Origin of the sequence: Pseudomonas sp. CG7, assembly GCF_023701885.1 — a bacterium.
GTDB classification, from domain to species: Bacteria; Pseudomonadota; Gammaproteobacteria; order Pseudomonadales; family Pseudomonadaceae; genus Aquipseudomonas; species Aquipseudomonas zanjanensis.
In genome coordinates, this window is sequence record NZ_JABAEE010000043.1 from 33105 (window position 1) to 56762 (window position 23658).

A 23658-nucleotide genomic window follows, 5' to 3' on the forward strand; every position below is an offset into this window, starting at 1 on the left:
ATCAGTGACGGAAGTGGCGCATGCCCGTAAAGACCATCGCGATGCCAGCCTCGTCGGCGGCCGCAATCACTTCATTGTCACGCATCGAACCACCCGGCTGGATCACCGCAGTAATACCGACCTTGGCCGCGTTGTCGATGCCGTCGCGGAACGGGAAGAACGCATCGGAGGCCATGACCGCGCCCTGTACTTGCAAGCCGGCGTGCTCAGCCTTGATGGCGGCGATGCGGGCCGAGTTCACGCGGCTCATCTGGCCGGCGCCGACACCGATGGTCTGGCGGTTCTTGGCGTAGACGATGGCGTTGGACTTGACGTACTTGGCGACTTTCCAGGCGAAGATCAGGTCGTTGATTTCCTGTTCGCTCGGGGCACGCTGGGTCACGACCTTGAGGTCTTCGCTGCCGATCATGCCGATGTCGCGGCTCTGGACCAGCAGGCCGCCGTTGACGCGTTTGTAGTCCCAGGCCGGCGCACGGTCGGCCGACCATTGGCCGCAGGCCAGCAGGCGCACGTTGGCCTTGGCGGCGACAATGGCGCGAGCTTCTTCGCTGACGGAAGGGGCGATGATCACTTCGACGAACTGGCGCTCGACGATGGCCTTGGCAGTCTCGGCGTCCAGTTCACGGTTGAAGGCGATGATGCCGCCGAAGGCCGACTCGGTGTCGGTGGCGTAGGCCAGTTCGTAGGCCTGGCGGATACCGCCCTCGGCGTCCGGGCTCACGGCCACGCCGCACGGGTTGGCATGCTTGACGATCACGCAGGCCGGCTTGACGAAGCTCTTCACGCATTCCAGCGCGGCGTCGGTGTCGGCCACGTTGTTGAACGACAGTTCCTTGCCTTGCAGCTGCGTGGCGGTGGCAATGCCGACTTCGGCGGGCTTGGCTTCCACGTAGAACGCCGCGCTCTGGTGCGGGTTCTCGCCGTAGCGCATTTCCTGGGCCTTGACGAACTGGGTGTTGAAGGTGCGCGGGAATTCGCTGCGGCCTTCCGTGCCCAGGGTTTCGGCAGCCTGGTTCACGGTGCCCATGTAGTTGGCGATCATGCCGTCGTAGGCGGCGGTGTGTTCGAAGGCCTTGAGCATCAGGTCGAAACGCTGGGCGTAGGTCAGGCCACCGGCCTTGAGGTTTTCCAGCACGCTGGCATAGTCGCTGGCGTTGACTACGATGGCGACGTCCTTATGGTTCTTGGCCGCCGAGCGGACCATGGTCGGGCCGCCGATATCGATATTCTCGATGGCGGTCGGCAGGTCGCAGCCAGGCTTGTTGATGGTGGCTTCGAACGGGTAGAGGTTGACGGCTACCAGGTCGATTGGCTTGATGCCGTGTTCGTTCATGATGGCATCGTCGATGCCGCGACGGCCGAGGATCCCGCCGTGGATTTTGGGGTGCAGGGTCTTGACCCGACCGTCCATCATTTCTGCAAAACCGGTGTAGTCCGCGACTTCCACTGCGGCGACGCCGTTGTCCTGCAGCAGCTTGAAGGTTCCGCCGGTGGAGAGAATCTCGACGCCCAGCTGTTGCAGCTCGCGGGCGAATTCGAGGATCCCGGTCTTGTCGGAAACGCTGATCAAGGCGCGGCGGATCGGCAGGCGGGTGGTCTGGTCGGTCATTTCAATTTCCATCAAAAGCAAGGGAAGTCAGCAAAAAAGGCGACCGTTTTTGATGCGGGCGCCTTTCTGGTTCGATTGAATGCTTACAGCAGGTCGTACTGCTTGAGTTTCTTTCGCAGGGTGCCGCGGTTCAGGCCCAGCAGCTCACTGGCTTTGGTCTGGTTGCCCTTGACGTAGTTCATCACGCTTTCGAGCAGAGGCGCCTCGACTTCGGAAAGCACCAGGTTGTACACATCCGTGACGGCAGCGCCTTCAAGGTGGGCGAAATAATTGTGCAGCGCCTTCTCGACACTCCCGCGAAGGGTCTGGCCTTCTTCGCTGGGCGTATTGAGGTGCTGTTTCAAATTCACGTTGTCGCTCACGGGTGTTGTTCCACTCACTAAAGTCTCGGTCATCATCGTCATGCGGCCACCCCTTCGTCCCCTGTCAGGCTCTTGTAACGCTCAGCGAAGAACGCCTGAACGTCGGCGCATTGTGCTTGCGTACCATCCAAACGATTGAAACGGGCGCGAAACTCCCTGGCGCCCGGCAGGGTTGCGAGATACCAGCCCACATGCTTGCGAGCGATGCGTACGCCCATGACTTCTCCGTAGAAGGCATGTAGCGCGGCCAGATGCTCTAGCAGAATACGTTCCACTTCGGACAACTGCGGCGCAGCGAGCTTTTCGCCGGTGCGCAGGTAATGTTCGATCTCACGAAAAATCCATGGCCGCCCCTGGGCGGCCCGGCCGATCAACAGCCCATCGGCACCGGTCGCGTCCAGCACGTACCGGGCCTTCTCCGGCGAATCGATGTCGCCGTTGGCAAACACCGGAATCGACACCGCCTGCTTGATCGCGGCAATGGTGTCGTACTCGGCCTCGCCGGTGTACAGGTCGGCACGGGTGCGGCCATGCACCGCCAGCGCCGTGATACCCGCCTGTTCGGCGATCTTCGCCACCACCAGGCCATTCTTGTTTTCCCGGTCCCACCCGGTGCGGATCTTCAGGGTCACCGGCACATCGACTGCGGCGACGACTGCCTGCAGGATCTCGGTGACCAGCGCTTCATCCTTCAACAGCGCCGAGCCGGCGGCCTTGTTGCAGACCTTCTTCGCCGGGCAGCCCATGTTGATGTCGATGATCTGCGCCCCCAGCTCGACGTTCGCCCGGGCCGCCTCCGCCAGCATCTGTGCGTCGCCACCGGCGATCTGTACCGAGCGGGGCTCGGGATCGCCTTCGTGGATCATGCGCAGACGCGATTTGCGGGTGTTCCACAAACTCATGTCGCTGGTGACCATTTCCGAAACCACCAGGCCTGCGCCCAATCGTTTGCACAACTGACGAAAGGGCTGGTCGGTGACGCCCGCCATGGGGGCGAGAACCAGGCCGTTCTGCAATGTATATGGGCCGATGCGTACCGCCGACATAGGACTTCCCTGAAGTGGGGCCGGATCATGAGACTTCGAAAAAGGGTTGGCATGATACCCGCTCTCGATGACTGGTTAAAGATCGAATTGGATAAAATCTGAACAGCTAATTTGTTATCGCCAGCGGTTTGGTCTGGGCGGGGTCAGTCAGAAAGCTGCCGTCAATTGGCCGACCCTGGCCGGCTTCATTCGGGGGAATGGAAGCTCAGACTGTAGTTCACCGCCTTGGGGCCCGGATCCAGGATATCCAATGCGATGTGGATGGGCGTCTGCGGCGGCATTTCGCCGCGGCCCTCGAGGTCGCCGCCCAGGTACTCCCCGGGCTTGAAGCGACGGCTGGCGATCAGGTGCCCGTTGAGGTCGGCAAAGCGCAGTTCCAGCAACGGAAAAGGTTGGGAGAAGGGCGCACGGTTGTAGATGATCGCGTCCACTATCAGGGCGCCGCTGAATTCCGGATGGCTGCGCACCACCAGGTTGCTGCTCTTGATCTTGGCGATGTCGACCTTGGACGGTACGTCGCAGCCGATGGTCGGGCAGATTTGCAGGAACCACGGCCGGTACTGGTCTTGGCGGGCCAGCTCTTCGAAATGGTAGGCAATGTACTGGCCACCCAGGGCTGCGGCGGCGAGCAGGATCAGCAGAATCCACAACAGGCGTCGGCCCCAGGGCGAACGACGTTTGCGCCAATCCAGTTGCAGCGGGTCGTCGTCCAGGTCGTGGAGGGCTTCGGCGCGTATGCCCGGCTCCTGGCGCTCCCGTGACTTGCGCAGTGGCAGCGGTGGCTCGGGTTCGTCGTCGTGGTCGTCGGTAGCGGACAGGCGCTCAAGGCGTTCTTCGGGCTCGTCGTCCGGTGCGAGGCGGAGTGGGGCGACTGGTTCGTCGTCCGGTTCCAATGGTTCGAGGGCCAGGGACAGGGACGGTTCGGTACGCGGCGGCCGCGCCGGTTCGTGGGGTTCGAACGGTTCGAAGGGCGTATCGAGGACGGTTTCGACGGGTTCGTCCGAGGTTTCGCTGTACAGGCTGTCGGGCCAGGCTTGTTGTTCGCCGGAACGCGAATCGCGTTGCGCGCTCAGGTTGTCTTCCCGACGCCGACCGGCACTGCCTGGGGCGCGATTGTCACGTCGCTCCAGGCGCGCCAGTTCCTTGTCCAGGTCATCCAGGTCCAGCTCGGCGGCGCTCCATTGTTTCTGGCTGATAGCCCGGGGTGGGGCTTCGGCGGCAGGCTTGGCGGGCGGCGCGACGGCGGGCGCGACTGGCTTGCCCGTGCGTTGTTCCAGCAGCTGTCGTGCGGCATTGAACACTTGCAGGCACGAGCCGCAACGAACCACCCCGCGGGCCACGCTCAATTGAGCATGGCTGACGCGAAAACGGGTGTGGCAATGCGGGCACAGGGTGACGAAGCTGTCAGTCATGCGGCAATCCGGTGGATACAGGCGCTCATTCTAGCGCCGACGTCCGGTGATGCGCACCCAGCCATCGCGATTGGCGATCGGGTCCAGGTCAAAGTCCGCGGCATAAGCGGCGGCGACTTCTTCGCCCTGTTCGGCTAGGATGCCCGACAGCGCCAGGCGCCCACCCGGCTTGACCAGGCTCGACAGTTGCGGCGCCAGGGAAACCAGCGGGCCGGCGAGGATATTGGCCACCAGCACGTCGGCCTGGACCTGTGGCAAGTCCTGCGGCAAGTACAGCGGGAACAAGGCTTCGGCGATGTTGTTGCGACCGGCGTTGTCGCGGGAGGCTTCCAGGGCCTGGACGTCGATGTCGGTGCCGACCGCTTCCTTGGCGCCCAGCAGGAGCGAGGCAATCGCCAGGATCCCTGAGCCACAGCCGAAGTCGAGTACGTTGCAACCCTTCAGATCCTGGCCGTCGAGCCATTCCAGGCACAGCGCGGTGGTCGGGTGGGTGCCGGTGCCGAACGCCAGGCCCGGGTCCAGCAACAGGTTGACCGCCTCGGGCTCCGGCGCGGCATGCCAGCTCGGGACGATCCACAGGCGCTGGCCGAAACGCATCGGCTGGAAATTGTCCATCCAGCTGCGTTCCCAGTCCTGGTCCTCGATCACTTCGCTGTGATGCTCGGGCAGCGGGCCGCCGGTCAGCAGTTCCAGATGGGCAAGCACACTGGCCGCCTCGGTGCCGCCTTCGAACAGGGCCAGCAGGTGGGGGTGGGACCACAGCGGCGTGGTGTTGAGCTCCGGCTCGAAGATCGGCTGGTCTTCGGCGTCCATGAAGGTTACCGATACCGCGCCTACTTCAAGAAACGCGTCTTCATAGGTTTCGGCTTGTTCCGGGCTGATGGCCAGGCGTACTTGCAGCCAAGGCATGGCGGGCACCTTTGAAAAATGATGATTGCAGCCTAGCGGCCAGCGAAGCGCGCAAGTTTACGCGAGCGCAAAGCTTTTGTGGGAGCGAGCTTGCTCGCGAAAGCGGTCTGTCAGTCACATTGATGTCAGCGGATACATCGCTTTCGCGAGCAAGCTCGCTCCCACAGGGTTTGCGAAACCTGCAGACACGACAAAGCCGCCCGAAGGCGGCTTTGTCTGGTGCGGGCTGAAGCTTAGTGCTTTTCGCCTGCCAGCTTGTGCTCGAGGTAGTGAATGTTCACGCCCCCTTTGCAGAAGCCTTCATCACGAACCAGATCACGGTGCAGCGGGATGTTGGTCTTGATCCCGTCCACCACGATTTCGTCCAGCGCATTGCGCATGCGCGCCATGGCTTCGTCACGGGTCGCCCCGTAAGTGATCAGCTTGCCGATCAGCGAATCGTAGTTCGGCGGAACGGCATAACCGCTGTACAGGTGCGAATCGACGCGAACGCCGTTGCCGCCCGGGGCATGGAAATGCTTGACCGTGCCAGGGCTTGGCATGAAGGTCTTCGGGTCTTCGGCGTTGATCCGGCATTCCAGCGCGTGACCGCGGATGACCACGTCATCCTGGGTGAACGACAGCTTGTTGCCGGCGGCGATGCTGAGCATCTCCTTGACGATGTCGATACCGGTGACCATTTCCGAAACCGGGTGCTCCACCTGAACACGGGTGTTCATTTCGATGAAGTAGAAACGACCGTTTTCGTAGAGGAACTCGAAGGTACCGGCGCCGCGATAGCCGATGTCGATACAGGCCTTGACGCAACGTGCCAGGACTTCCTGGCGAGCCTGCTCGTCGATGCCTGGAGCCGGCGCTTCTTCGAGGACCTTCTGGTGACGACGTTGCAGCGAGCAATCGCGGTCGCCCAGATGGATGGCTTGGCCCTGGCCGTCGGACAGTACCTGGACTTCGACGTGACGTGGGTTGGTCAGGAATATTTCCAGGTAGACCATCGGGTTGCCGAACGCCGCGCCAGCTTCGGAGCGGGTCAGTTTCGCCGAGGAAATCAGGTCTTCTTCCTTGTGTACCACGCGCATGCCGCGACCACCGCCGCCGCCAGCGGCCTTGATGATCACCGGATAACCCACTTCGCGACCGATGCGCAAAGCGGTTTCTTCGTCTTCAGGCAGCGGGCCGTCGGAACCCGGAACGGTCGGCACGCCGGCGGCAATCATGGCGTGCTTGGCCGACACCTTGTCGCCCATCAGGCGGATGGTGTCGGCTTTCGGACCGATGAAGGCAAAACCGGAGTTTTCCACCTGTTCGGCGAAGTCGGCGTTTTCCGCCAGGAAACCGTAGCCCGGGTGAATGGCGGTGGCGCCGGTCACTTCGGCAGCGGCGATGATCGCCGGGATGTGCAGGTAGGAGTGCGCAGCCGACGCCGGACCGATGCAGACGGATTCGTCCGCCAGGCCCAGGTGCATCAGTTCTTTGTCGGCCTTGGAGTAAACGGCGACGGTCTTGATGCCCATCTCTTTGCAGGCACGCAGAATCCGCAGGGCGATCTCACCGCGGTTAGCGATCAGGACTTTTTCCAACTTCGCAGTCATCAAAGGCTCCCCGCGGTTCAAACGATGGTGAACAGCGGTTGGTCGTACTCAACCGGCTGGCCGTCTTCGACGAGGATGGATTCGATCACACCGCTGGTTTCAGCTTCGATGTGGTTCATCATCTTCATGGCTTCGACGATGCACAGGGTGTCGCCTTTCTTCACGGTCTGGCCGACTTCAACGAAGGACGGCGAGGATGGCGAAGACTTGCGATAGAACGTGCCCACCATTGGCGAACGGGCAACAGTGCCGTTCAGCGTTGGTGCCGCCGGTGCGGCGGGTGCTGCGGCGGCAACCGGGGCTGCTGCTGGAGCAGGCGCGGCGGCCGGAGCCTGCATCGGCGCCGGTGCATAGAACTGCTGGGCCGGGGTCTTGCTGTGACGGCTGATGCGTACGGACTCTTCGCCTTCCTTGATCTCAAGCTCGTCGATGCCGGACTCTTCCAGCAATTCGATCAATTTCTTAACTTTACGGATATCCATGAATCATCAACTCCCAAGGGTCGGTCAGGGGCGTTTAACGCTTGTTGTTCAAGCTGTCGCCTGTCTTTCAAGCTGCTCTAGGGCGGCCTCCAGGGCCAGTCGGTAACCGCTGGCGCCAAGGCCGCAGATCACTCCCACTGCTACATCGGAGAAGTAGGAGTGATGGCGGAAAGGTTCGCGTTTGTGCACGTTGGACAAATGCACTTCGATGAATGGGATGCTCACCGCCAGCAGCGCGTCACGTAATGCGACACTTGTGTGTGTAAAAGCTGCTGGATTGATCAAAATGAAGTCCACGCCTTCGCCACGCGCGGCATGGATACGGTCGATCAATTCATATTCGGCGTTGCTTTGCAGATAGAGCAAATGATGGCCGGCGTTGCGGGCCCGCTGTTCCAGGTCCTGGTTGATCTGGGCCAGGGTCACGGCGCCGTAGACGCCCGGTTCACGGGTGCCCAGCAGGTTCAGGTTGGGTCCGTGCAGGACCAATAGGGTCGCCATCTGCTGTTCCTTGTTATCTGTGAGCAGGTATCAGAACCCGGCGACTATGCCGCAAAGCCTTAATGACTGTCCAGTTCTCGGCAATAGCCAGCACGATGACCGATGTTTGCGCGAAATTTATGACCCAGTCCCGTGATCCGGTCATACGGTTGGAAACCGAACCCCTGTGGGAGCGAGCTTGCTCGCGATGACGGCTGCACAGCCAACACCAATGCAAGCTGACCCACCGATATCGCGAGCAAGCTCGCTCCCACAGGCGATGGCGGTTGACGTGAGTGTTCACTTTCTCTTGGAATCGACCCGGTGGCGAGGGAGCTTGCTCCCGTTGGGCTGCGCAGCAGCCCCAAGACCATCCAACACGGTGTGTCGGAAAAAACCAGTAGGCAGGTTCTACGACTGCTGCGCAGCCGAGCGGGAGCAAGCTCCCTCGCCACAGTGAGTCATACCGTTTCTAGGTGCTAAACCCGAAACGCCTGGACTGCGGTGTGCAATTGCCCGCCCAGCACCAAGAGATGGTCGCCTTGCTCCCGGCCCTGGCCGATGCGCAGCAGGTTGTCCCCGCCCAGTTGGTGGATCCGCTCGCTGTGGTCGCGGATTTCGCTGACGGCGCCGCTTTGTTGGGCGGTGACGTCGGCGATGCGGACCGCCGTATCGGCGATGGTCTGGATGGCGCCGACGATTTCATCCAGTGCACCGTCGGCCGCTTGCGCCTGGCTGGCGGTGGCTTCGGCGTGGTCGACCTGGGCGCGCATGCCGTCCACCGATTGGCGCGCGGCCAGTTGCAGACGGGCGATCAAGGTCTGGATTTCGGCGGTGGCGCCGGCCGTGCGTTGGGCCAGGGAGCGGACTTCCTCGGCCACCACCGCAAAGCCCCGGCCCATTTCCCCGGCACTGGCTGCTTCGATGGCGGCGTTGAGGGCCAGCAGGTTGGTCTGGTCGGCAATCGAGCGAATCACCGTCAGCACGCCACCGATGGTGGCCGATTCCTCGGCCAGTTGTTCGATCATCTGCGCGTTGCCTTGCACTTCCCCCACCAGCGCATGCAGGCCCGGGAGGCTCAGGCCGATGACTTTCTGCCCTTGCTCCACCGCTTGCCCGGCGCTACGGCTGGCGTCTGCGGCCTGGCTGGCGTCGCCGGCGACTTGCTGGATCGTCGCTTCCAGTTCGCTGAGGGAATCACGGATCAGCGCCGTGTCGCCGGCCTGGTGCTCGGCCCCGCTGTGCAGTTCGCCGCTCAGCTCGGCCAGGGCCCGGCTGCTGCCCGCGACCTGTTCGGCGTTCACCCGAATGGTGCCCACCAGGTCCACCAGATAAGCGCGCAGGCGATTGAGCGAAGCCTCGATGTCTTGCATTTCGCGGTTGCTGGCGCCCACGTGGATGCCCAGGCTGAAGTCCCCTTCGGCCCAGGTCGACAGGGCCGGAGCCAGATGCGTCAAGGTGCGGGCCAGGCGTCGCTGCAAGGTGTCGATCAACAGTGCGATCAGCAGGATCAGGCCGATCATCACCCCCTGAATCAAGCGTACCTCTCCCTGGATCTGTCCATGCTGGGCCCGTACCGCCGGCTCCAGGGTATCGATCGCCGTTTGCACGTCGGCGATTTTCAGGTGCGTGGCGCTGCTTAGTTCGGTGCGTTTCTGGATCAATTCACGGGTGCGGGTCAATTCCGCCGGATAACGGCCGAGCAGGCTGTTGAGTTCGCGCTTGAGGGCGATGCCAGCGTCTTCGGCGGCGGTTTTTTCCTGGGTCTCCAGGCCCATCAACGCGGCGAAATCGTCGCTGCCCGAATCGCTGCTGGCGGTGACACCCAGCAGCGGCAGGCTGTCGAGGCGTTCGGCTTCGACACGGATGCTCGCCAGTTCCCGTTCGACATCGGTGGCCAGTTCGCTGCGGCCGCTGCTGACCAGTTTGTCCCGCGTGAGGGACAACCGGCCCAGGTGCTGCGACGCGGCGAACAAGGGAGGCAAGTAGGCCGGGGCACCGTTGGCGTATTGGGCCAGTTGATCGAGGCTGGCGCTCAGTTCGCGCTCGGCCTGCAGCAGCAACGCCTGGGGATCGCCGGCCAGTTTGCCGGCGGCCAGCAAATCGGTCTTGCTGAAGCTATCGAGGTTCGACAGGCTCGGACGCAGGGTCTTGCCCAGTTCGGGGGGAAACTCATCAAGGTCGGTGTGCAGGGTTTCCACGGCGGGGGTGGCCGCGCTCAGGCGCAAGGCAGCGCCGCTGGCCAGGTAGTCCTCGATGTTGCGCGCCACTTCGCCCTGGAACTGCCGCGACAGGCCCAGATAGCGCTCCATCAGCAAGTAGGGCCGTTCCAGGGCGATCTGCGACCACCATAGGGTGGCCCCGAGGCCCAGGCAAACGGCAACTAAAAGAAGGGTGTTGAGATTGGTCAGCAGCTTCAGGCGCATCAAGGGTCTACCGGGGGCAGAATCGTAAGTGCCTGAATTTATTGCGCTTGAGTTACAGGTTTATGACTGAATCAGTCGATTCCGATGAAAAAGTGGCACTTTGCTTTGATTGACGGGCGCTCTGTACCCGGTTGCGTCCGGCGTGCTTGGCGCGATACAGCGCTTCGTCCGCCTGGCTGGCCATCATCAGGCTGTCGGAGTCATCGCTCATTTCCACCACGCCAGCACTGAAGGTGCACCACAAATCATGGGGCTGGGCCGGGTAATGGATTTCGGCAAAGCGCTGGCGAATCTCATCCAACACCTTGCAGGCAGCATCGATGTCGGTGTCGGGCATGACAATGGCGAACTCTTCGCCGCCGTAACGGCCGATGAAGTCGGTCTTGCGCAGGCGTTGCTTGAGAAACAGCGCCAGGCTCTTGATCACCCGGTCGCCCATAGGGTGGCCGTGGCTGTCATTGACCCGTTTGAAATGGTCGATATCGAGCATGGCGAAGCTCAGGGGCTTGCCTTCGCGACGGGCGCGGAAGCTGCAATCTTCGAGCAGTTGCAGGATGTGGGTGTGGTTGTACAGGCCGGTGAGGCTGTCGCGCACCATCCGCGCCTTGAGGTTGCGCGCCCGGGCCGCACGGTTGCGTACGGTGGTGATCAGGTGCCGAGGCTTGATCGGCTTGGTCAGGAAGTCGTCGCCACCTTCGCTCATGGCGTCGAGCTGCTTGTCCAGGTCGTCTTCGGCGGACAGGTAGATGATCGGCACGCTGACGTAGCGGTCATTGTGGCGGATCACCTTGGCCAGTTCCGTGCCGGTGCAGGCGGGCATGTACATATCGAGGATGATCAGGTCGGGCTGGAAATCCGCCAGCTCGGCCATGGCCTGGATCGGTTCGATCAGAGTGCGGGTGATGATGCCGGCGCTGTTGAGCAGGCGCTCGGTGTGCAAGGCCTGGGCACGGGAGTCATCGATGATCAGCACTTTGTAGGGATCGTATTGGGCGACGCAGGTCAGCACCTCGATCTTTTCCAGCAGGCTCGAGGCTTCGAGGGTGCCGGTGAGGAATTCCTGCCCGCCGGCGCGTACCGCGGCCAGGCGTGTCGGCGTGTCGGTTTCCAACAAACTGAAGAACAACAGCGGCAACGGTTGTTCCAGGCCTTCCTGGGCTTCGGCGGCCAGTTTCAAGCCAGTGCCGGGGCCGCTGAAGTCCACATCCATGACAATTGCCGCCGGCAGGCGCTCGACCATCGAGGCCCGGAACGCCGCGACACTGTCCAGCGCTTGGGCGCTGAGGCCGAAGAATTCCAATTGCTTGGCCAGGCGCTCGGCGCGGTCATGGTCCTGCAGCATCACGTAGACGGGTTTGCGCAGCGGTGGCAGGAAGGTTTGTTCGAGCTGGTCGCCGTGGCGCAGGCCGGTGCGCGACAAACGCTGCATCAGGCGGTTGATTTCGGTGATCAGGTGGCTGCTCAGGCGCCCGCGATTGGCATCCACCGCTTGCAGCGATTGGCTGATGCCTTGGGCCAGTTGGGAGTGCTCGGGCTGTTCGAAGCGCTCGGCAAAGCGCAGCAGGCGCAGATTGGCTTCGCTGAGTTCCGAGAGGTCGGTGCTTGACCATTCGCTGCGTTGCAGGCGCTGCCAAATCTCCAGGATCTGACGAGCCTGATGAATTACCCGCTGGGCAAAGTGGTGCTTGAGGCGCTCACGGATGGGGTCTTCTGGCTCGGTCATATCCTGACTACTAGTTAGGGTGCATGCTGAGATCGACTGGTGGCTCTATGCTAGCACCTCTTTTCCCTCGCATGAGTGTCGTACGTCAATATTCTGTCCAGTCGCGAAATTCAGTTTGTGACTGGACAGTCTCGTAGGCCGATGGCAACGCTTCCTTTATAGTGCTGTTCGATTGCCCTGTCGCGCCCGGCATGATTGGCGCCGCATTATCGCGTTTCAAATCAGGCACGATGGCGTAGGGTTGTGGTCGAACCGAGAACTCAAGTGATTGAAGGAACATCGCCATGCTGGACTGGAAAAACCGCGCGGGCAGCGCGCCTGAACGCGCCGCCGAGCCGAAATCGGCCACCCGCAGCTACCTGGGTGGGCTTTTTTTCAGCCGCGCACTGGCCACGCTGATCGCCCTCTACCTGCTGGTGACCATTGCCGTCGGCTGGTACTGGAGCCAGGAGCCCGCGTTGTTCCCCGTGCAGCAGAACGCCCAGGCCGCGGCCGAGAAGGACGGTCGGCAGATGGTGGTGGGCTACACCACGGTCGAGACCCTCAAGACCGTGGCCGGGACCTTGCTGACCAAGCAGGGTGGCTACATCTCCAACGACCGCTTCCCGCCGGGCCTGTGGATGGACAACATGCCGAGCTGGGAATACGGCGTGCTGGTGCAGGTCCGCGACCTGAGCCGCGCCCTGCGCAAGGACTTCGCCCGCTCCCAGTCCCAGTCCGCCGAGGACGCCGACCTGGCCAAGGCCGAGCCGCGCTTCAACTTCGACAACCGCAGTTGGGTGCTGCCCTCCAGCGAATCCGAATACCAGGAAGGCATCAACTCCCTGAGCCGCTATCAGGCGCGGCTGTCTGACCCGAACCAGAAAAGCGCGCTGTTCTACGCGCGCGCCGACAACTTGAATAACTGGCTGGGCGACGTCGGCACGCGCCTGGGTTCGTTGTCCCAGCGCCTGTCTGCCAGCGTTGGCCGGGTCAAGCTCAACACCTCGCTGAAAACCGAAGTCCCGGCCCCGGGCCAGGTGCCGCAGGTGGACGAAGAGGTGGTCGAGACCCCATGGCTGCAGATCGACAACGTGTTCTATGAAGCCCGCGGCCAGGCCTGGGCGCTGTCGCACCTGCTGCGTGCCATCGAAGTGGACTTCGCCGATGTGCTGGCGAAAAAGAACGCCACGGTCAGCGTGCGGCAGATCATCCGTGAACTGGAGGCGTCCCAGGAACCGGTCTGGAGCCCGATGATCCTCAACGGCAGTGGCTTCGGTGTGTTGGCGAACCACTCGCTGGTCATGGCCAACTACATTTCCCGGGCCAACGCAGCGGTCATCGACTTGCGGCAACTGCTGAACCAGGGTTGATCCATGAGCGAAAGCCCCCGGGAGGTCGCTCACCGAGTGGCCTCGGATGCCGAGTTGATCGCGTGGGTCGACGAGCACGACAACCTGCTCGGCAGCCTGGTGCGTTCAGAGTTGCGCGAACGCGGCCTGATCGGACGTGGCACCTACATCATGCTCTTCAACTCGGCCGGTGAACTGTGTGTTCACCGGCGCACCCTGAGCAAGGCCATCTACCCGGGGTTCTGGGACGTGGCGGCGGGCGGCATGGTTCAGGCCGACGAGACCTACGCCGAATCGGCCGCCCGTGAGCTGGCGGAGGAACTGGGCGTGAGCGGCGTGGAACTGACTGCCCATGATCATTTTTATTTCGAAGATCCCGGCAGTCGCCTGTGGTGCTCGGCGTTCTCGGCGGTGTGGGACGGCCCGTTGGTCCTGCAACCCGAAGAAGTCCTCGAAGCGCGTTTCCTGCCCCTCGAACAGGTGCTCGACGAAATCCAGCGCATGCCTTACTGCCCGGACTCCCTGGCGGCACTTGAGCGCTATTTGCGCGTCCACGGTGGCAGCGTCGCAAAGAAGCTATAAATTGGCGTTGATTGGCCCTTAGCAAGTCGGCTTTTTGCCGTTACACTGCGCGACTTTTCAAGCTGAACCGTGTCTGCGGTCCAGTAGCGCTGCCCCTGCCTGAGTGGGGTTTCGCGGTCGAGGCACATTCTCCCCTCGACCAGTCTTTGTCCTCCCAAGAGGATTGCCGGTGGCCAAAAAAGCCGCATCCTTCGCCGCCCTGGGCGGCCTGGTATTTTCTACCGACGCCGGTCGTCATTGCCCTGATTGCCGTCAGCCGGTGGATGCCTGCATCTGCAAACAGACCGCCATCCCCGCCGGTGACGGCATTGCCCGTGTGCGCCGGGAAAGCAAAGGGCGCGGCGGCAAGACGGTGACCACGATCACTGGTGTGCCGTTGGCCGAAGACGCGCTCAAGGAACTGGCCACCACGTTGAAGAAACGTTGTGGCACCGGTGGTGCGTTGAAAGACGGCATCATTGAGATCCAGGGCGATCACGTCGAGCTGCTGCTGGCGGAACTGCTCAAGCACGGCTTCAAGGCAAAGAAATCCGGCGGCTAGCAGCTTCTGTGAAAACCACCCTCGGCTTGACCCGGACCCGCCGTCCGAGGTCGCCCGCATGGTTTTCACAGAACCTGTTCTGAACGGGTTTCTAAACTCATCGCTGGGAGCAGGGTCTACCTTGCTAACAGGCAATTCGTCATTTTCACTCTCTAGACTGCCCCAGCCTCCGACCGGATGGTGCATTTTGACTTCTTTATAGGGGACTTCGATGTCCGTACGACGCACACGCAAAGACGATGGCAGCCAATGGACAGTTGCGGACAGCCGCAGTGTTTACGGGATTCGCCATTGGGGGGCCGGGTATTTCGCGATCAATGAAGCCGGTCGCGTCGAAGTCCGTCCGAACGGTCCAGGCAGTTCGCCCATCGACCTGTTCGAGCAAGTCGACCAGATGCGCCAGAGTGGCCTCTCGCTGCCGTGGCTGGTGCGCTGCCCCGGCATCCTGCAAGACCGCGTGCGCCAGCTCACCGGCGCGTTCGCCAGCAACATCGCGCGCCTGGAATACCAGAGCAAGTACACCGCACTCTACCCGATCAAGGTCAACCAGCAGGAAGCGGTGATCGAAAACATCATTGCCACCCAGAACGTCTCCATCGGTCTGGAAGCCGGTTCCAAGCCGGAGCTGCTGGCGGTGCTGGCCCTCGCACCGAAGGGCGGGACCATCGTCTGCAACGGCTACAAGGACCGCGAATTCATCCGCCTGGCGCTGATGGGCCAGAAGCTTGGCCACAACGTCTTCATCGTCATCGAGAAAGAGTCTGAAGTCGGCCTGGTGATCGAAGAGGCCGCAGTGCTCAAGGTCAAGCCACAGGTCGGCCTGCGGGTGCGGCTGTCGTCCCTGGCGTCGAGCAAGTGGGCCGATACCGGTGGCGAGAAGTCCAAGTTCGGCTTGTCGGCCGCGCAACTGCTGTCGGTGGTCGAGCGTTTCCGCGCGGCTGGCCTGGACCAGGGCATCCGTCTGCTGCACTTCCACATGGGTTCGCAGATCGCCAACCTGGCGGACTACCAGCATGGCTTCAAGGAAGCGATCCGTTACTACGGTGAGCTGCGCAACCTCGGCCTGCCGGTGGATCACATCGACGTCGGCGGCGGCCTCGGCGTGGACTACGACGGCACGCACTCGCGCAATGCCAGTTCGATCAACTACGACATGGACGATTACGCCGGTGTCGTGGTTGGCATGCTCAAGGAATTCTGCGACGCCCAGGGCCTGCCGCACCCGCACATCTTCTCGGAAAGCGGCCGCTCGCTGACTGCTCACCACGCGATGCTGGTGGTGCAGGTGACCGACGTCGAAAAACACAACGACGACGTGCCGGCGATCGACAACAAGCAGGAACTGCCGGAAACCGTGCAATGGCTGGTTGACCTGCTGGGCCCGACCGATATCGAGATGGTCACCGAGACCTACTGGCGTGCCACGCACTACATGAGCGACGTGGCGGCGCAATATGCCGACGGCAAGCTGACCCTGGCGGAAAAAGCCTTGGCCGAGCAGTGCTACTTTGCCGTGTGCCGTCGCCTGCACAACTCGTTGAAGGCCCGCCAGCGCTCGCACCGCCAGGTGCTGGACGAACTCAACGACAAGCTGGCCGACAAGTACATCTGCAACTTCTCGGTATTCCAGAGCCTGCCGGACACCTGGGCCATCGGCCAAGTGCTGCCGATCCTGCCGCTGCATCGCCTGGACGAAGAGCCGCTGCGCCGCGCCGTGCTGCAAGACCTGACCTGCGACTCCGACGGCAAGATCAAGCAGTACGTCGATGAGCAGAGCATCGAGACCAGCCTGCCGGTGCACGCCCTCAATCCCGGTGAAGACTACTTGCTGGGCATCTTCCTGGTGGGCGCCTACCAGGAAATTCTCGGCGACATGCACAACCTGTTCGGTGATACCGACTCGGTGAACATCTACCAGAACGCCGACGGCAGCGTGTACCACGCAGGCATCGAAACCCACGACACCATCGAAGACATGCTGCGCTACGTGCACTTGTCGCCAGAGGAGTTGATGACGCACTACCGCGACAAATGCGCCAGCGCCCGCATCAGCGCCGCCGAGCGCACCCAGTTCCTCGATGCGCTGCGTTTGGGGCTGACGCGTTCGTCGTATCTGTCGTCCTGATAGAAGATAGCCCAACAGCCGCTCCCCTCAAGGTTGGCGCGATTCACTGTGGCGAGGGAGCTTGCTCCCGCTGGGCTGCGCAGCAGACCCATTCGTTGTGGCTGCTTCGCACCCAAGCGGGAGCAAGCTCCCTCGCCACAGGATTGCATCAGGTCCACCTCTTGGCTGATCGACACTGCCCGCCGGGGCTGTCAGAAAAATACACCGTACATTGCGGTTTTTTTCGGACAGTCCCGGAGGGCATTTTTGTTTATGCCACGGTTATTTCTTCACACCGGTTCATTTAATCGGCGATGTCCTTATTTCATGTAGTCCCTTTCCTAACTTGTACTTGGCCCCTCTACGCGGCCATGGCGGTCGGCGAGAATCCCCGGCCGCCCCTCCTGTAGAGAAACGCCGATGTCCGATCCAGCCTGCGAGCCAGCTTTTCGTCTGGAGATAGCCGGGCTGCCCGAGCCCGTTGACGTGGTCGCTTTTACGGGCAGTGAAGCGATCAGCGAACCCTTCGTCTATGAAGCGGAGCTGCCGTCGCTCGACCCGAGCCTGGACTTGACGGGCCTGCTGTACCGCAGCGTCTGGTTGAGTTTCGGAGCGCCAGACCGAGGCATTCATGGGCAGATCCATGAGTGGGTCCAGCACTCCCATGGCGCCGGCTGCCGGGTGCGTATCAGCCCCAGGCTGGCCTGTCTGGCTCAGCGCTTCAACCAGCGAGTGTTCAGCGCCCGCTCGGTGCCGCAGATCATTCGCCAGGTGCTCAAGGCCCATGGCATCAGCGGGCGCAGCCTGTGCCTGGACCTGAGTGGCGATTACCCACCGCAGGATTTTTGTACCCAGTATCGGGAATCGGACCTGCAGTTCCTCCAGCGCGTGTGCGCCCAAGCGGGTATCCACTTTCATTTCGAACACGCCCGCGACGGGCATTGCGTGGTGTTCGCGGACAACCCGCACAGTTTTCCCCCTGCCGGCCAGGCGGTCTATGCGGACGAGGGGCCGACTGCCGCGGTGCGGACCTTCAGTGTGCAAACCGCTGTGGCGGGGCAGCAAGTCGCCCAGGGTCGTAGCGACCTGACGAACCTGCACGCCGGCCAGATACTGACGCTGATGGCCCATCCGTTTGCCAACTGGAACCGGCGCTGGCTGTTGACCAAGGTCGAGCATCGCGCCCAGGCGGGCGTGTATGGCAATCATTTCAAGGCCATTCCCCGGGGCGTGCTGTTCATGCCGGACAACGTCCCGGCCAAGCCCCGCATGGCAAGCCGGCAACGCGGTTGGGTCGTGGCGGTTGACGAACCTCCAATGCTCGGGGCAGGGCGCGTGGCGGTGGAGTTCGACTGGGTCTATCAGGGCGAAGGTTCCAGTCCCAGCCATTGCTGGTTGCCTTTGGCGCCCGAGCTGGCTGCTGGCGGGGTGGACGCGATGGGTGACGGTACCGAGGTGCTGGTGAGCTTTATCGAAGGCGATCCGGATCGGCCGTTGATCAGTGCATTTCTGAGCGAGCCTGCCTTGGTAGAGGGCGCGGATGAGTCATTCTCGGGCGAAACACTTGGGCCATCTGGGGTCGATCCGGTGCTGTTGTCGGCGATGCGGGAGGCCGAGCCGCTGGTCTTGTTGTGCCTGTTGCCCGAAGGCGGGCCTTTCAACCCTTGCACCCAACCCCTGTGCACCTGCCGCATGCTCATGGGCCGCGGCTCGGGCGTTGCTCGATGAGCGCCGTGGCCGTGCCTGGATCGACGCCGCAGTGGTTGTTGCTGGACGCACCGAGTGCGCCTGAGGCGGTGCAGCGTGTTCACGCGCAGTTCGCCGACGCCCAGCGCTTTGCCCTGTTCGAAGGCACCGAGTTGCATGGGCTTCGCGACCACGGCCCGCTGTTGGTGGATCTGCGCCAATCGCCAGCGTTGACGAGTCTTTGCCACCTGGCCCCGCGCGCCTGGCCAGGGCTGTTGTTGGCCTGTCCACAGCCTGCGGTGCAATTACTGGCGCATCTGCGCCGCATGCTGACGGTGACGCTGGGCCTGCATCACAAAGCCTTGTTGAATTACTACAACTCGCACACCGCCAGCTATTTCTTCGACGGTTGCGACTCCCATGAACTCAGTTGCTGGCTGGGTCCGATCAGCCTGTTGCGCTGGTTCGGCGGCACATGGGCCGACCGGGCGATCGGCAGTCAGGGCTGGCAGCAACTGTCCAACCCCGGATTGCCGGTGGCGGCGCTGGAGAAGGAGCACGGCCTCAGCGACCGACAGCAGGGCCAGTTGCAGCGCTGCCTGCTGGAGCGTCACGCGTGGCAATGGTCCCTTTCCACCGGCTGTGATTACCGCCGGCTCTGGGATGATGTGCAGCAGGGGCTGGCGCTGGGTTTTACCGAGCGGACGGTGCTCGACGACTGGCTCTGGCTGCGGCTGCAATACCCCAATGCCCGACTCTTGCCGGGGCCGGAGGGTGGTTCGCAGCGCGAGCGGCTCGATCACCTGCGGCGACGCTGGCAGGGCCGTCAGGGTTGAGGGTTATTGCGTCGGCGCGCCGAGCCAACGGTCGTGCCGCTGCAAGTGCCAGGCAAACGCACCGAGGGTCAGGCTGCGCAAGGCCATGAACAGCAGGAAGGCGATCCACAGTCCGTGGTTGCCCAACCCCAGCAGCATCCAGGCGATTGGCGCCACCAGCAGCAGGGTCAAGACCATGCCGTTGCGCATTTCCCGGGCGCGGGTGGCACCGATGAACAGGCCGTCGAGCAGGTAGCTCCATACCGCGATCAGCGGCAAGGTCGCCAGGTAGGGCAGGTAGCCATAAGCGGTGGCGCGCACCTCGGGGATGTCGGTCTGCATGTCGATGAACACGTGGCCGGCGAGCAGGAACAGCAGGGCAAAGCCGAGGCTGGCAATCAGCGACCAACCGCCGGCCACCACCAGCGAGCGACGAAGGGCGAGGCGGTCGCGAGCGCCAATGGCATGGCCGCACAGCGCCTCCACGGCGTGGGCGAGGCCGTCCAGGGCATGGGCGGTCAGCAGCAGGCCGTTGAGCAACAGGGCATTGGCCGCCACGGTCGCGTCCCCCAGGCGCGCGCCTTGCACCGTGATCAGGAAAAACACCGCTTGCAGGGCCAGGCTGCGAATGAAAATGTCCCGGTTCACCGCCAGCAGCGGACGCCAGTTCTGCCACACGCCCAGGGCTGCCCAGGCGATTTGTCCGGGCCAGGCCCGCAGGGTCGTGCGAGCCAGGGCCAGGCCAACCAGCGCACCGGTCCACTCGGCAATCACCGAGGCCCGGGCCGAGCCGGTCACGCCCCAGTCCAGGCCGATCACGAACCACAGGTTCAGGGCGATATTGACCAGGTTGGTCACCAGCAGGATCGCCAACGGCGCCCGGGCATTCTGGGCGCCAAGGAACCAGCCCACCAGCGCATAGCTGGCCAGCGCCGCCGGCAAGCCGAAGAGCCGGGTATGGAAGAAGTCGCGGGTCAACTGGTTGAGCTCAGCGGACGGCTGCATGAAGTGCAAGGCCACGTTGCTCAACGGCACGCCGACGGCACCGAGCAGCACCGCCAACCCCATCGCCAACAGCAGGCCTTGCAGCAATACTTGCCGCAACGCCGCGCCGTCGCCACGCCCGGCGGCCTGTGCGGCGAACCCGGTGGTGCCCATGCGCAAGAAACCCATGGCCCACGCCAGCACCGTATACAAACTCGCCCCGACCGCCACCGCGCCCAACTGATGGGCATGGGGCAAGTGGCCGATGACCGTGCTGTCCACCAGCGCCACCAGCGGCACGGAAATGTTCGAGAGAATCATCGGCGCAGCCAACGCCCAGACCCGGCGATGGGTGAAGCGGTCGCGCCAGTCGGTGATCAGGTTGGGCATGCGGGCTCCTTGATGGAGCGCGATTGTAGCGGGTTCTTGCCTGCTCGTTCCCTGCGGAACTTGGATTCATTGTGGCTAGGGAGCTTGCTCCCGCTGGGCTGCGCAGCAGTCCCCAAAAACAGGGCCGCTGCGCGCCCCAGCGGGAGCAAGCTCCCTCGCCACAGGGTGTGTCAGGCGAGGGGACGCTGGAGGCTATAGTGAATGATCCAGCTCAACAACCACAACCCCAGCACCAGCCAGATGATGCCCATGACGATCGAGGCCCGCATGAACGCGCGAATGGCCGAGTACAGCAGCATCAGCCCGAGGATCAGGGCGATGATGCTGATGATCGAAGTGTCCATGCCCAGGGTGCGTGACAGCCCGTCGACGAAGTTGCCGCCGGCGTTGGCCAGGGTGTTGAAGAGGCCGCTGAGCAGGTCGACGATGAACCGGATCACCGAACCGAGCGCCTGGCCGAGCCATTCGAAAAAGCTTTCTGCCTGCATATGTGCATCCTGATGGGAGGGAATCTGCGTTGAGCCGTTGGCTCCTGATTGTAGGAACTGTGGCGGCCGAGTTGGTTCGATTATGGGGCAAACCGCCGCTTCGTACCGAGGACTCTTGCCTTCCCCAGTCATCCCCCTGAAGCTATGCGCATTCAGGAGAACCCGATGAACCTTGTTGAACTGACCGAACGCCTGCATGCCATTCGCGACCGTAACGATTGGCGGCAATTTCACAGCCCGAAAACCCTCGCCATGGCCGCCAGCGTGGAAATGGCCGAGCTGGGGGAGAAATACCAGTGGCTGACCGAGGACCAGTCCCGCCAGATGCCGGCGGACAAACTGGCCCACGCCGGGCAGGAAGTCGGTGACATCGTGTTGTACCTGTTGCTGCTGTGCAGCGAGCTGGGCCTGGACATGGACGCCGTGGTGCGCAGCAAGCTGGCGGACAGCGAACGGCGGTTCGGCCAATGAGCGACCGTCATTTCGATCAGCTCGCCACGCGTTTCGCGGAGAAAATCTACGGTGGGGCCAAGGGCGCGATCCGCCTGGCAGTGCTTCAGGCCGACCTGCTGGAAACCTTGCCGCAACGCCCGTTGCGCGTGCTGGACCTCGGCGCCGGCCTGGGCCACATGTCGTTGTGGCTGGCCGAGCGCGGCCACCAGGTGACGCTGGCCGAGCCGGCCGAACCCATGCTCGAAGGCGCCCGCCAACGCTTTGCCGAGGCCGGCCAGCAGGCCACGTTTATCCAGGCACCGTGGCAGGAGCTGCTCGGCCAGTTGACCCAGCCTTACGACCTGGTGCTGTGTCACGCGGTGCTGGAGTGGCTGGCCGAGCCCCACGCGATCCTGCCGGTGTTGCACCAACTCACGGTCCCGGGCGGTTGGTTGTCCCTGGCGTTCTACAACCGCGACGCGTTGGTCTATCGCAACCTGCTCAAGGGGCATTTTCGCAAGTTGCGCAAAAACGACATGGCCGGCGAAAAACAGAGCCTGACACCACAACAACCCCTTGATCCGCGCGAATTGGCGGCGCAACTTGAAGGCCTGTGGCAGGTCGAAAGCCAGAGTGGCGTGCGGGTTTTCCATGACTACATGCCCGTAGAATTCCAGGGGCGGGTGGAGCTAGCGCAGTTGCTGGAAATGGAACTGGCCCACCGTCGTCATCCGGCGTTTGCCGGGTTGGGGCGTTATCTGCACTGGGTATGTCGTCCTCTCTGATCTGAACGTGCAATCGGAGCGCGAAATGAAAGGTCGTTCAGGGTTGTTGGTGCTGTGCCTGGGGCTGGTGGCCTGCCAGGGCAGCAACCCCTATGTCGCCACTTCCAACCCGCTGCCGCCGGCGCCGCCCGAGGCCGCCACGGTATTGGACCGTAGCGCCTATCCGGCGCCGCCCCGTGATTACGGGCGCTATCGCAGTTGGGCCTGGCGTGACGGGCGTTTGCCACCGGGCACTGCCTGGGCGGATTCGGCCCAAGTGGCCGAAGCGGTGAGCAATGCCCTCGACCAGCGAGGCCTGCGGCCACTGCATGACAACCGCCCCGCCGACCTGTTCGTCAGCGCCGACCTGCGCCTGGAAACCCGCGTGCGTCAGGTTCGGGACGACTATGATGCGGGGTACTACGGAGGCTACAACCGTTACGACCGCTACGGTCCGGGTTATGGCGTGTACCGTCCGATGCCGATGGTGCGCACGTATCAGGAACAAGTCGTGGTGGTTCGGGTGGACCTGTTCGATGCCCGCACCGGTCAGCCGGTGTGGAGCGCCAGCGCCGAGACTGGCCAGCGGGGCAGCCAGACCGAGCGCACCGATGCCATTCGTGAAGCGGTGGAAAAAGCCCTGTCGGCGTATCCGCCAAGTTGATTACGCAACGGAGAAAAACCATGTTTCGCCGTCTTGCTCTACTGGCCTTCACCTTGCTGCTGGGGGCCTGTGCTTCTAACCAGGTCAATCATGACTTCGACACCAGCCGTGATTTCGCGGCGTATCGCAGTTGGAGCTGGAAAGACCCGGCGCTGCAATATCGTCCTGATGACCCCCGAATCAAGAGCGACCTGACCGATCAGCGGATCCGCCAGGCGGTGGCCGATCAACTCGACCAGCGAGGCCTGCGCCCGGCCGCGGCAGGTGGGCGCGGCGATGTGCTGGTCCAGGCCTATTTGATTGTCGAGGACCGCCAGCAGCAGGTCACGACCAACTATGGCGGCGGTTGGGGCGGCCCTTGGAACGGGTATTGGGGCGGGCCGATGTACAACGAAACCCGCAACATCAGCTACAAGGTCGCCACCGTGCAGATCGACCTGCTCGATGGCAAGGACGGCAAGCTGGTGTGGCGTGGCAGTGATGAGCAATTGCTCAGCAACTCCCCCAACCCGACCGACCGCAACACGGCTGTGCGCGAGACGGTCGGGCGGATCCTGTCCAACTACCCGCCGCGCTGAGTGGGTTGATTCAAGATGGATGCAAGCTGACCCATCGCTATCGCGAGCAAGCTCGCTCCCACAGGGATTTTTTGGCGAGCGCTTGCCCTGTGCACACCCCGGAACAAACTGTGGGAGCGAGCTTGCTCGCGATGAAGGCAGCACATTCAACCTTGATGCAAGCTGACCCACCGCTATCGCGCCCCCGGTGTCAGGCTAGTTGTCGCCTCTCCAAATTCCTAAAAGCATTTCGGGGGCGGCAAGAGTATGGTCATGCCT

The 23658-nt window shown here is 62.9% G+C and carries 22 protein-coding genes; 10 read left to right on the top strand and 12 right to left on the bottom strand.

Features of this window, described 5'->3' with window-relative positions; all coding sequences use genetic code 11:
- Nucleotide 1: 1 nt before the first annotated feature.
- The 10 genes from purH to HGO40_RS18075 all read right to left on the bottom strand — a co-directional run bounded on the left by purH (nucleotide 2) and on the right by HGO40_RS18075 (nucleotide 12041).
- Nucleotides 2-1609, bottom strand: coding sequence for a bifunctional phosphoribosylaminoimidazolecarboxamide formyltransferase/IMP cyclohydrolase (purH, locus tag HGO40_RS18030; protein WP_250964105.1), 1608 nt, complete (start codon nucleotides 1607-1609; stop codon nucleotides 2-4).
- Between the two features lie 83 nt (nucleotides 1610-1692).
- Nucleotides 1693-2013, bottom strand: coding sequence for a DNA-binding transcriptional regulator Fis (fis, locus tag HGO40_RS18035; protein WP_003186237.1), 321 nt, complete (start codon nucleotides 2011-2013; stop codon nucleotides 1693-1695).
- Entirely contained in the window at nucleotides 2010-3017 is a 1008-nt protein-coding gene (gene dusB / locus HGO40_RS18040; RefSeq protein ID WP_053181619.1) for a tRNA dihydrouridine synthase DusB, read from the bottom strand. Before dusB ends, fis begins: the two co-directional genes overlap by 4 nt.
- 185 nt (nucleotides 3018-3202) lie before the next feature.
- Complete coding sequence (locus HGO40_RS18045; protein ID WP_250964106.1) at nucleotides 3203-4429, bottom strand: DUF3426 domain-containing protein; 1227 nt, start codon at nucleotides 4427-4429, stop codon at nucleotides 3203-3205.
- 30 nt (nucleotides 4430-4459) lie between these two features.
- The gene (gene prmA / locus HGO40_RS18050) at nucleotides 4460-5338 is read right to left on the bottom strand and encodes a 50S ribosomal protein L11 methyltransferase (protein WP_250964107.1); all 879 of its coding nucleotides are present in this window, start codon (nucleotides 5336-5338) and stop codon (nucleotides 4460-4462) included.
- A gap of 233 nt (nucleotides 5339-5571) precedes the next feature.
- Nucleotides 5572-6930: an acetyl-CoA carboxylase biotin carboxylase subunit gene (gene accC / locus HGO40_RS18055; RefSeq protein WP_250964108.1), complete on the bottom strand. Its 1359-nt coding sequence runs from the start codon at nucleotides 6928-6930 to the stop codon at nucleotides 5572-5574.
- Nucleotides 6931-6947: 17 nt separating this feature from the next.
- The gene (gene accB, locus HGO40_RS18060) at nucleotides 6948-7412 is read right to left on the bottom strand and encodes an acetyl-CoA carboxylase biotin carboxyl carrier protein (RefSeq protein ID WP_053118072.1); all 465 of its coding nucleotides are present in this window, start codon (nucleotides 7410-7412) and stop codon (nucleotides 6948-6950) included.
- Between the two features lie 48 nt (nucleotides 7413-7460).
- Nucleotides 7461-7913: a type II 3-dehydroquinate dehydratase gene (aroQ, locus tag HGO40_RS18065; RefSeq protein ID WP_058543870.1), complete on the bottom strand. Its 453-nt coding sequence runs from the start codon at nucleotides 7911-7913 to the stop codon at nucleotides 7461-7463.
- A 458-nt stretch (nucleotides 7914-8371) separates the two neighbouring features.
- Nucleotides 8372-10318 carry a methyl-accepting chemotaxis protein gene (locus tag HGO40_RS18070; protein ID WP_250964109.1) on the bottom strand — a complete coding sequence of 649 codons (1947 nt, stop codon included), beginning with the start codon at nucleotides 10316-10318 and terminating at the stop codon, nucleotides 8372-8374.
- A gap of 52 nt (nucleotides 10319-10370) precedes the next feature.
- A complete protein-coding gene (locus HGO40_RS18075; protein ID WP_250964110.1) occupies nucleotides 10371-12041 on the bottom strand; it encodes a GGDEF domain-containing response regulator in 1671 nt (556 codons plus the stop codon).
- Between the two features lie 284 nt (nucleotides 12042-12325).
- On the opposite strand from HGO40_RS18075, the gene HGO40_RS18080 reads away from it, so the two are divergent.
- The 6 genes from HGO40_RS18080 to HGO40_RS18105 all read left to right on the top strand — a co-directional run bounded on the left by HGO40_RS18080 (nucleotide 12326) and on the right by HGO40_RS18105 (nucleotide 19121).
- A complete protein-coding gene (locus tag HGO40_RS18080) occupies nucleotides 12326-13393 on the top strand; it encodes a DUF2333 family protein (RefSeq protein ID WP_186707897.1) in 1068 nt (355 codons plus the stop codon).
- Nucleotides 13394-13396: 3 nt separating this feature from the next.
- A complete protein-coding gene (locus tag HGO40_RS18085; protein ID WP_250964111.1) occupies nucleotides 13397-13954 on the top strand; it encodes an NUDIX hydrolase in 558 nt (185 codons plus the stop codon).
- 169 nt (nucleotides 13955-14123) lie between these two features.
- Nucleotides 14124-14495, top strand: a complete 372-nt coding sequence (locus HGO40_RS18090) for a translation initiation factor Sui1 (protein ID WP_053118082.1) — start codon at nucleotides 14124-14126, stop codon at nucleotides 14493-14495.
- A gap of 211 nt (nucleotides 14496-14706) precedes the next feature.
- Nucleotides 14707-16620: an arginine decarboxylase gene (speA, locus tag HGO40_RS18095; RefSeq protein WP_250964112.1), complete on the top strand. Its 1914-nt coding sequence runs from the start codon at nucleotides 14707-14709 to the stop codon at nucleotides 16618-16620.
- Between the two features lie 399 nt (nucleotides 16621-17019).
- Nucleotides 17020-18327 (top strand): type VI secretion system Vgr family protein, encoded by a 1308-nt coding sequence (locus tag HGO40_RS18100; RefSeq protein ID WP_250964113.1) that lies wholly within the window; start codon nucleotides 17020-17022, stop codon nucleotides 18325-18327.
- Entirely contained in the window at nucleotides 18324-19121 is a 798-nt protein-coding gene (locus HGO40_RS18105; RefSeq protein ID WP_250964114.1) for a DUF4123 domain-containing protein, read from the top strand. Before HGO40_RS18100 ends, HGO40_RS18105 begins: the two co-directional genes overlap by 4 nt.
- 3 nt (nucleotides 19122-19124) lie before the next feature.
- On the opposite strand, the gene HGO40_RS18110 is transcribed toward HGO40_RS18105, so the two are convergent.
- A complete protein-coding gene (locus tag HGO40_RS18110) occupies nucleotides 19125-20474 on the bottom strand; it encodes an MATE family efflux transporter (RefSeq protein WP_250964115.1) in 1350 nt (449 codons plus the stop codon).
- A 170-nt stretch (nucleotides 20475-20644) separates the two neighbouring features.
- On the bottom strand, nucleotides 20645-20962 hold the full coding sequence (locus HGO40_RS18115) for a hypothetical protein (RefSeq protein WP_250964116.1): 318 nt from the start codon (nucleotides 20960-20962) through the stop codon (nucleotides 20645-20647).
- A gap of 165 nt (nucleotides 20963-21127) precedes the next feature.
- Between HGO40_RS18115 and HGO40_RS18120 the strand changes: the two genes are divergently transcribed.
- Genes HGO40_RS18120 through HGO40_RS18135 form a run of 4 tightly spaced genes read left to right on the top strand, consistent with a single transcriptional unit; the run spans nucleotide 21128 to nucleotide 23400 of the window.
- On the top strand, nucleotides 21128-21433 hold the full coding sequence (locus tag HGO40_RS18120; protein WP_250964117.1) for a nucleoside triphosphate pyrophosphohydrolase family protein: 306 nt from the start codon (nucleotides 21128-21130) through the stop codon (nucleotides 21431-21433).
- The gene (locus tag HGO40_RS18125; protein ID WP_250964118.1) at nucleotides 21430-22179 is read left to right on the top strand and encodes a methyltransferase domain-containing protein; all 750 of its coding nucleotides are present in this window, start codon (nucleotides 21430-21432) and stop codon (nucleotides 22177-22179) included. Before HGO40_RS18120 ends, HGO40_RS18125 begins: the two co-directional genes overlap by 4 nt.
- Nucleotides 22180-22204: 25 nt before the next feature.
- Complete coding sequence (locus HGO40_RS18130; protein ID WP_250964119.1) at nucleotides 22205-22822, top strand: DUF4136 domain-containing protein; 618 nt, start codon at nucleotides 22205-22207, stop codon at nucleotides 22820-22822.
- Nucleotides 22823-22842: 20 nt separating this feature from the next.
- The gene (locus HGO40_RS18135; RefSeq protein WP_250964120.1) at nucleotides 22843-23400 is read left to right on the top strand and encodes a DUF4136 domain-containing protein; all 558 of its coding nucleotides are present in this window, start codon (nucleotides 22843-22845) and stop codon (nucleotides 23398-23400) included.
- Nucleotides 23401-23658: the final 258 nt, after the last annotated feature.

Coding starts and splice junctions, on each gene's coding strand:
- purH (WP_250964105.1), bottom strand. CDS start 1,609: ATGACCGACCAGACCACCCGCCTGCCGATCCGCCGCGCCTTGATCAGC.
- HGO40_RS18115 (WP_250964116.1), bottom strand. CDS start 20,962: ATGCAGGCAGAAAGCTTTTTCGAATGGCTCGGCCAGGCGCTCGGTTCG.
- accB (WP_053118072.1), bottom strand. CDS start 7,412: ATGGATATCCGTAAAGTTAAGAAATTGATCGAATTGCTGGAAGAGTCC.
- HGO40_RS18120 (WP_250964117.1), top strand. CDS start 21,128: ATGAACCTTGTTGAACTGACCGAACGCCTGCATGCCATTCGCGACCGT.
- HGO40_RS18130 (WP_250964119.1), top strand. CDS start 22,205: ATGAAAGGTCGTTCAGGGTTGTTGGTGCTGTGCCTGGGGCTGGTGGCC.
- fis (WP_003186237.1), bottom strand. CDS start 2,013: ATGACGATGATGACCGAGACTTTAGTGAGTGGAACAACACCCGTGAGC.
- speA (WP_250964112.1), top strand. CDS start 14,707: ATGTCCGTACGACGCACACGCAAAGACGATGGCAGCCAATGGACAGTT.
- HGO40_RS18135 (WP_250964120.1), top strand. CDS start 22,843: ATGTTTCGCCGTCTTGCTCTACTGGCCTTCACCTTGCTGCTGGGGGCC.
- HGO40_RS18105 (WP_250964114.1), top strand. CDS start 18,324: ATGAGCGCCGTGGCCGTGCCTGGATCGACGCCGCAGTGGTTGTTGCTG.
- aroQ (WP_058543870.1), bottom strand. CDS start 7,913: ATGGCGACCCTATTGGTCCTGCACGGACCCAACCTGAACCTGCTGGGC.
- HGO40_RS18075 (WP_250964110.1), bottom strand. CDS start 12,041: ATGACCGAGCCAGAAGACCCCATCCGTGAGCGCCTCAAGCACCACTTT.
- dusB (WP_053181619.1), bottom strand. CDS start 3,017: ATGTCGGCGGTACGCATCGGCCCATATACATTGCAGAACGGCCTGGTT.
- HGO40_RS18070 (WP_250964109.1), bottom strand. CDS start 10,318: ATGCGCCTGAAGCTGCTGACCAATCTCAACACCCTTCTTTTAGTTGCC.
- HGO40_RS18125 (WP_250964118.1), top strand. CDS start 21,430: ATGAGCGACCGTCATTTCGATCAGCTCGCCACGCGTTTCGCGGAGAAA.
- HGO40_RS18100 (WP_250964113.1), top strand. CDS start 17,020: ATGTCCGATCCAGCCTGCGAGCCAGCTTTTCGTCTGGAGATAGCCGGG.
- HGO40_RS18080 (WP_186707897.1), top strand. CDS start 12,326: ATGCTGGACTGGAAAAACCGCGCGGGCAGCGCGCCTGAACGCGCCGCC.
- HGO40_RS18045 (WP_250964106.1), bottom strand. CDS start 4,429: ATGACTGACAGCTTCGTCACCCTGTGCCCGCATTGCCACACCCGTTTT.
- prmA (WP_250964107.1), bottom strand. CDS start 5,338: ATGCCTTGGCTGCAAGTACGCCTGGCCATCAGCCCGGAACAAGCCGAA.
- accC (WP_250964108.1), bottom strand. CDS start 6,930: ATGACTGCGAAGTTGGAAAAAGTCCTGATCGCTAACCGCGGTGAGATC.
- HGO40_RS18085 (WP_250964111.1), top strand. CDS start 13,397: ATGAGCGAAAGCCCCCGGGAGGTCGCTCACCGAGTGGCCTCGGATGCC.
- HGO40_RS18110 (WP_250964115.1), bottom strand. CDS start 20,474: ATGCCCAACCTGATCACCGACTGGCGCGACCGCTTCACCCATCGCCGG.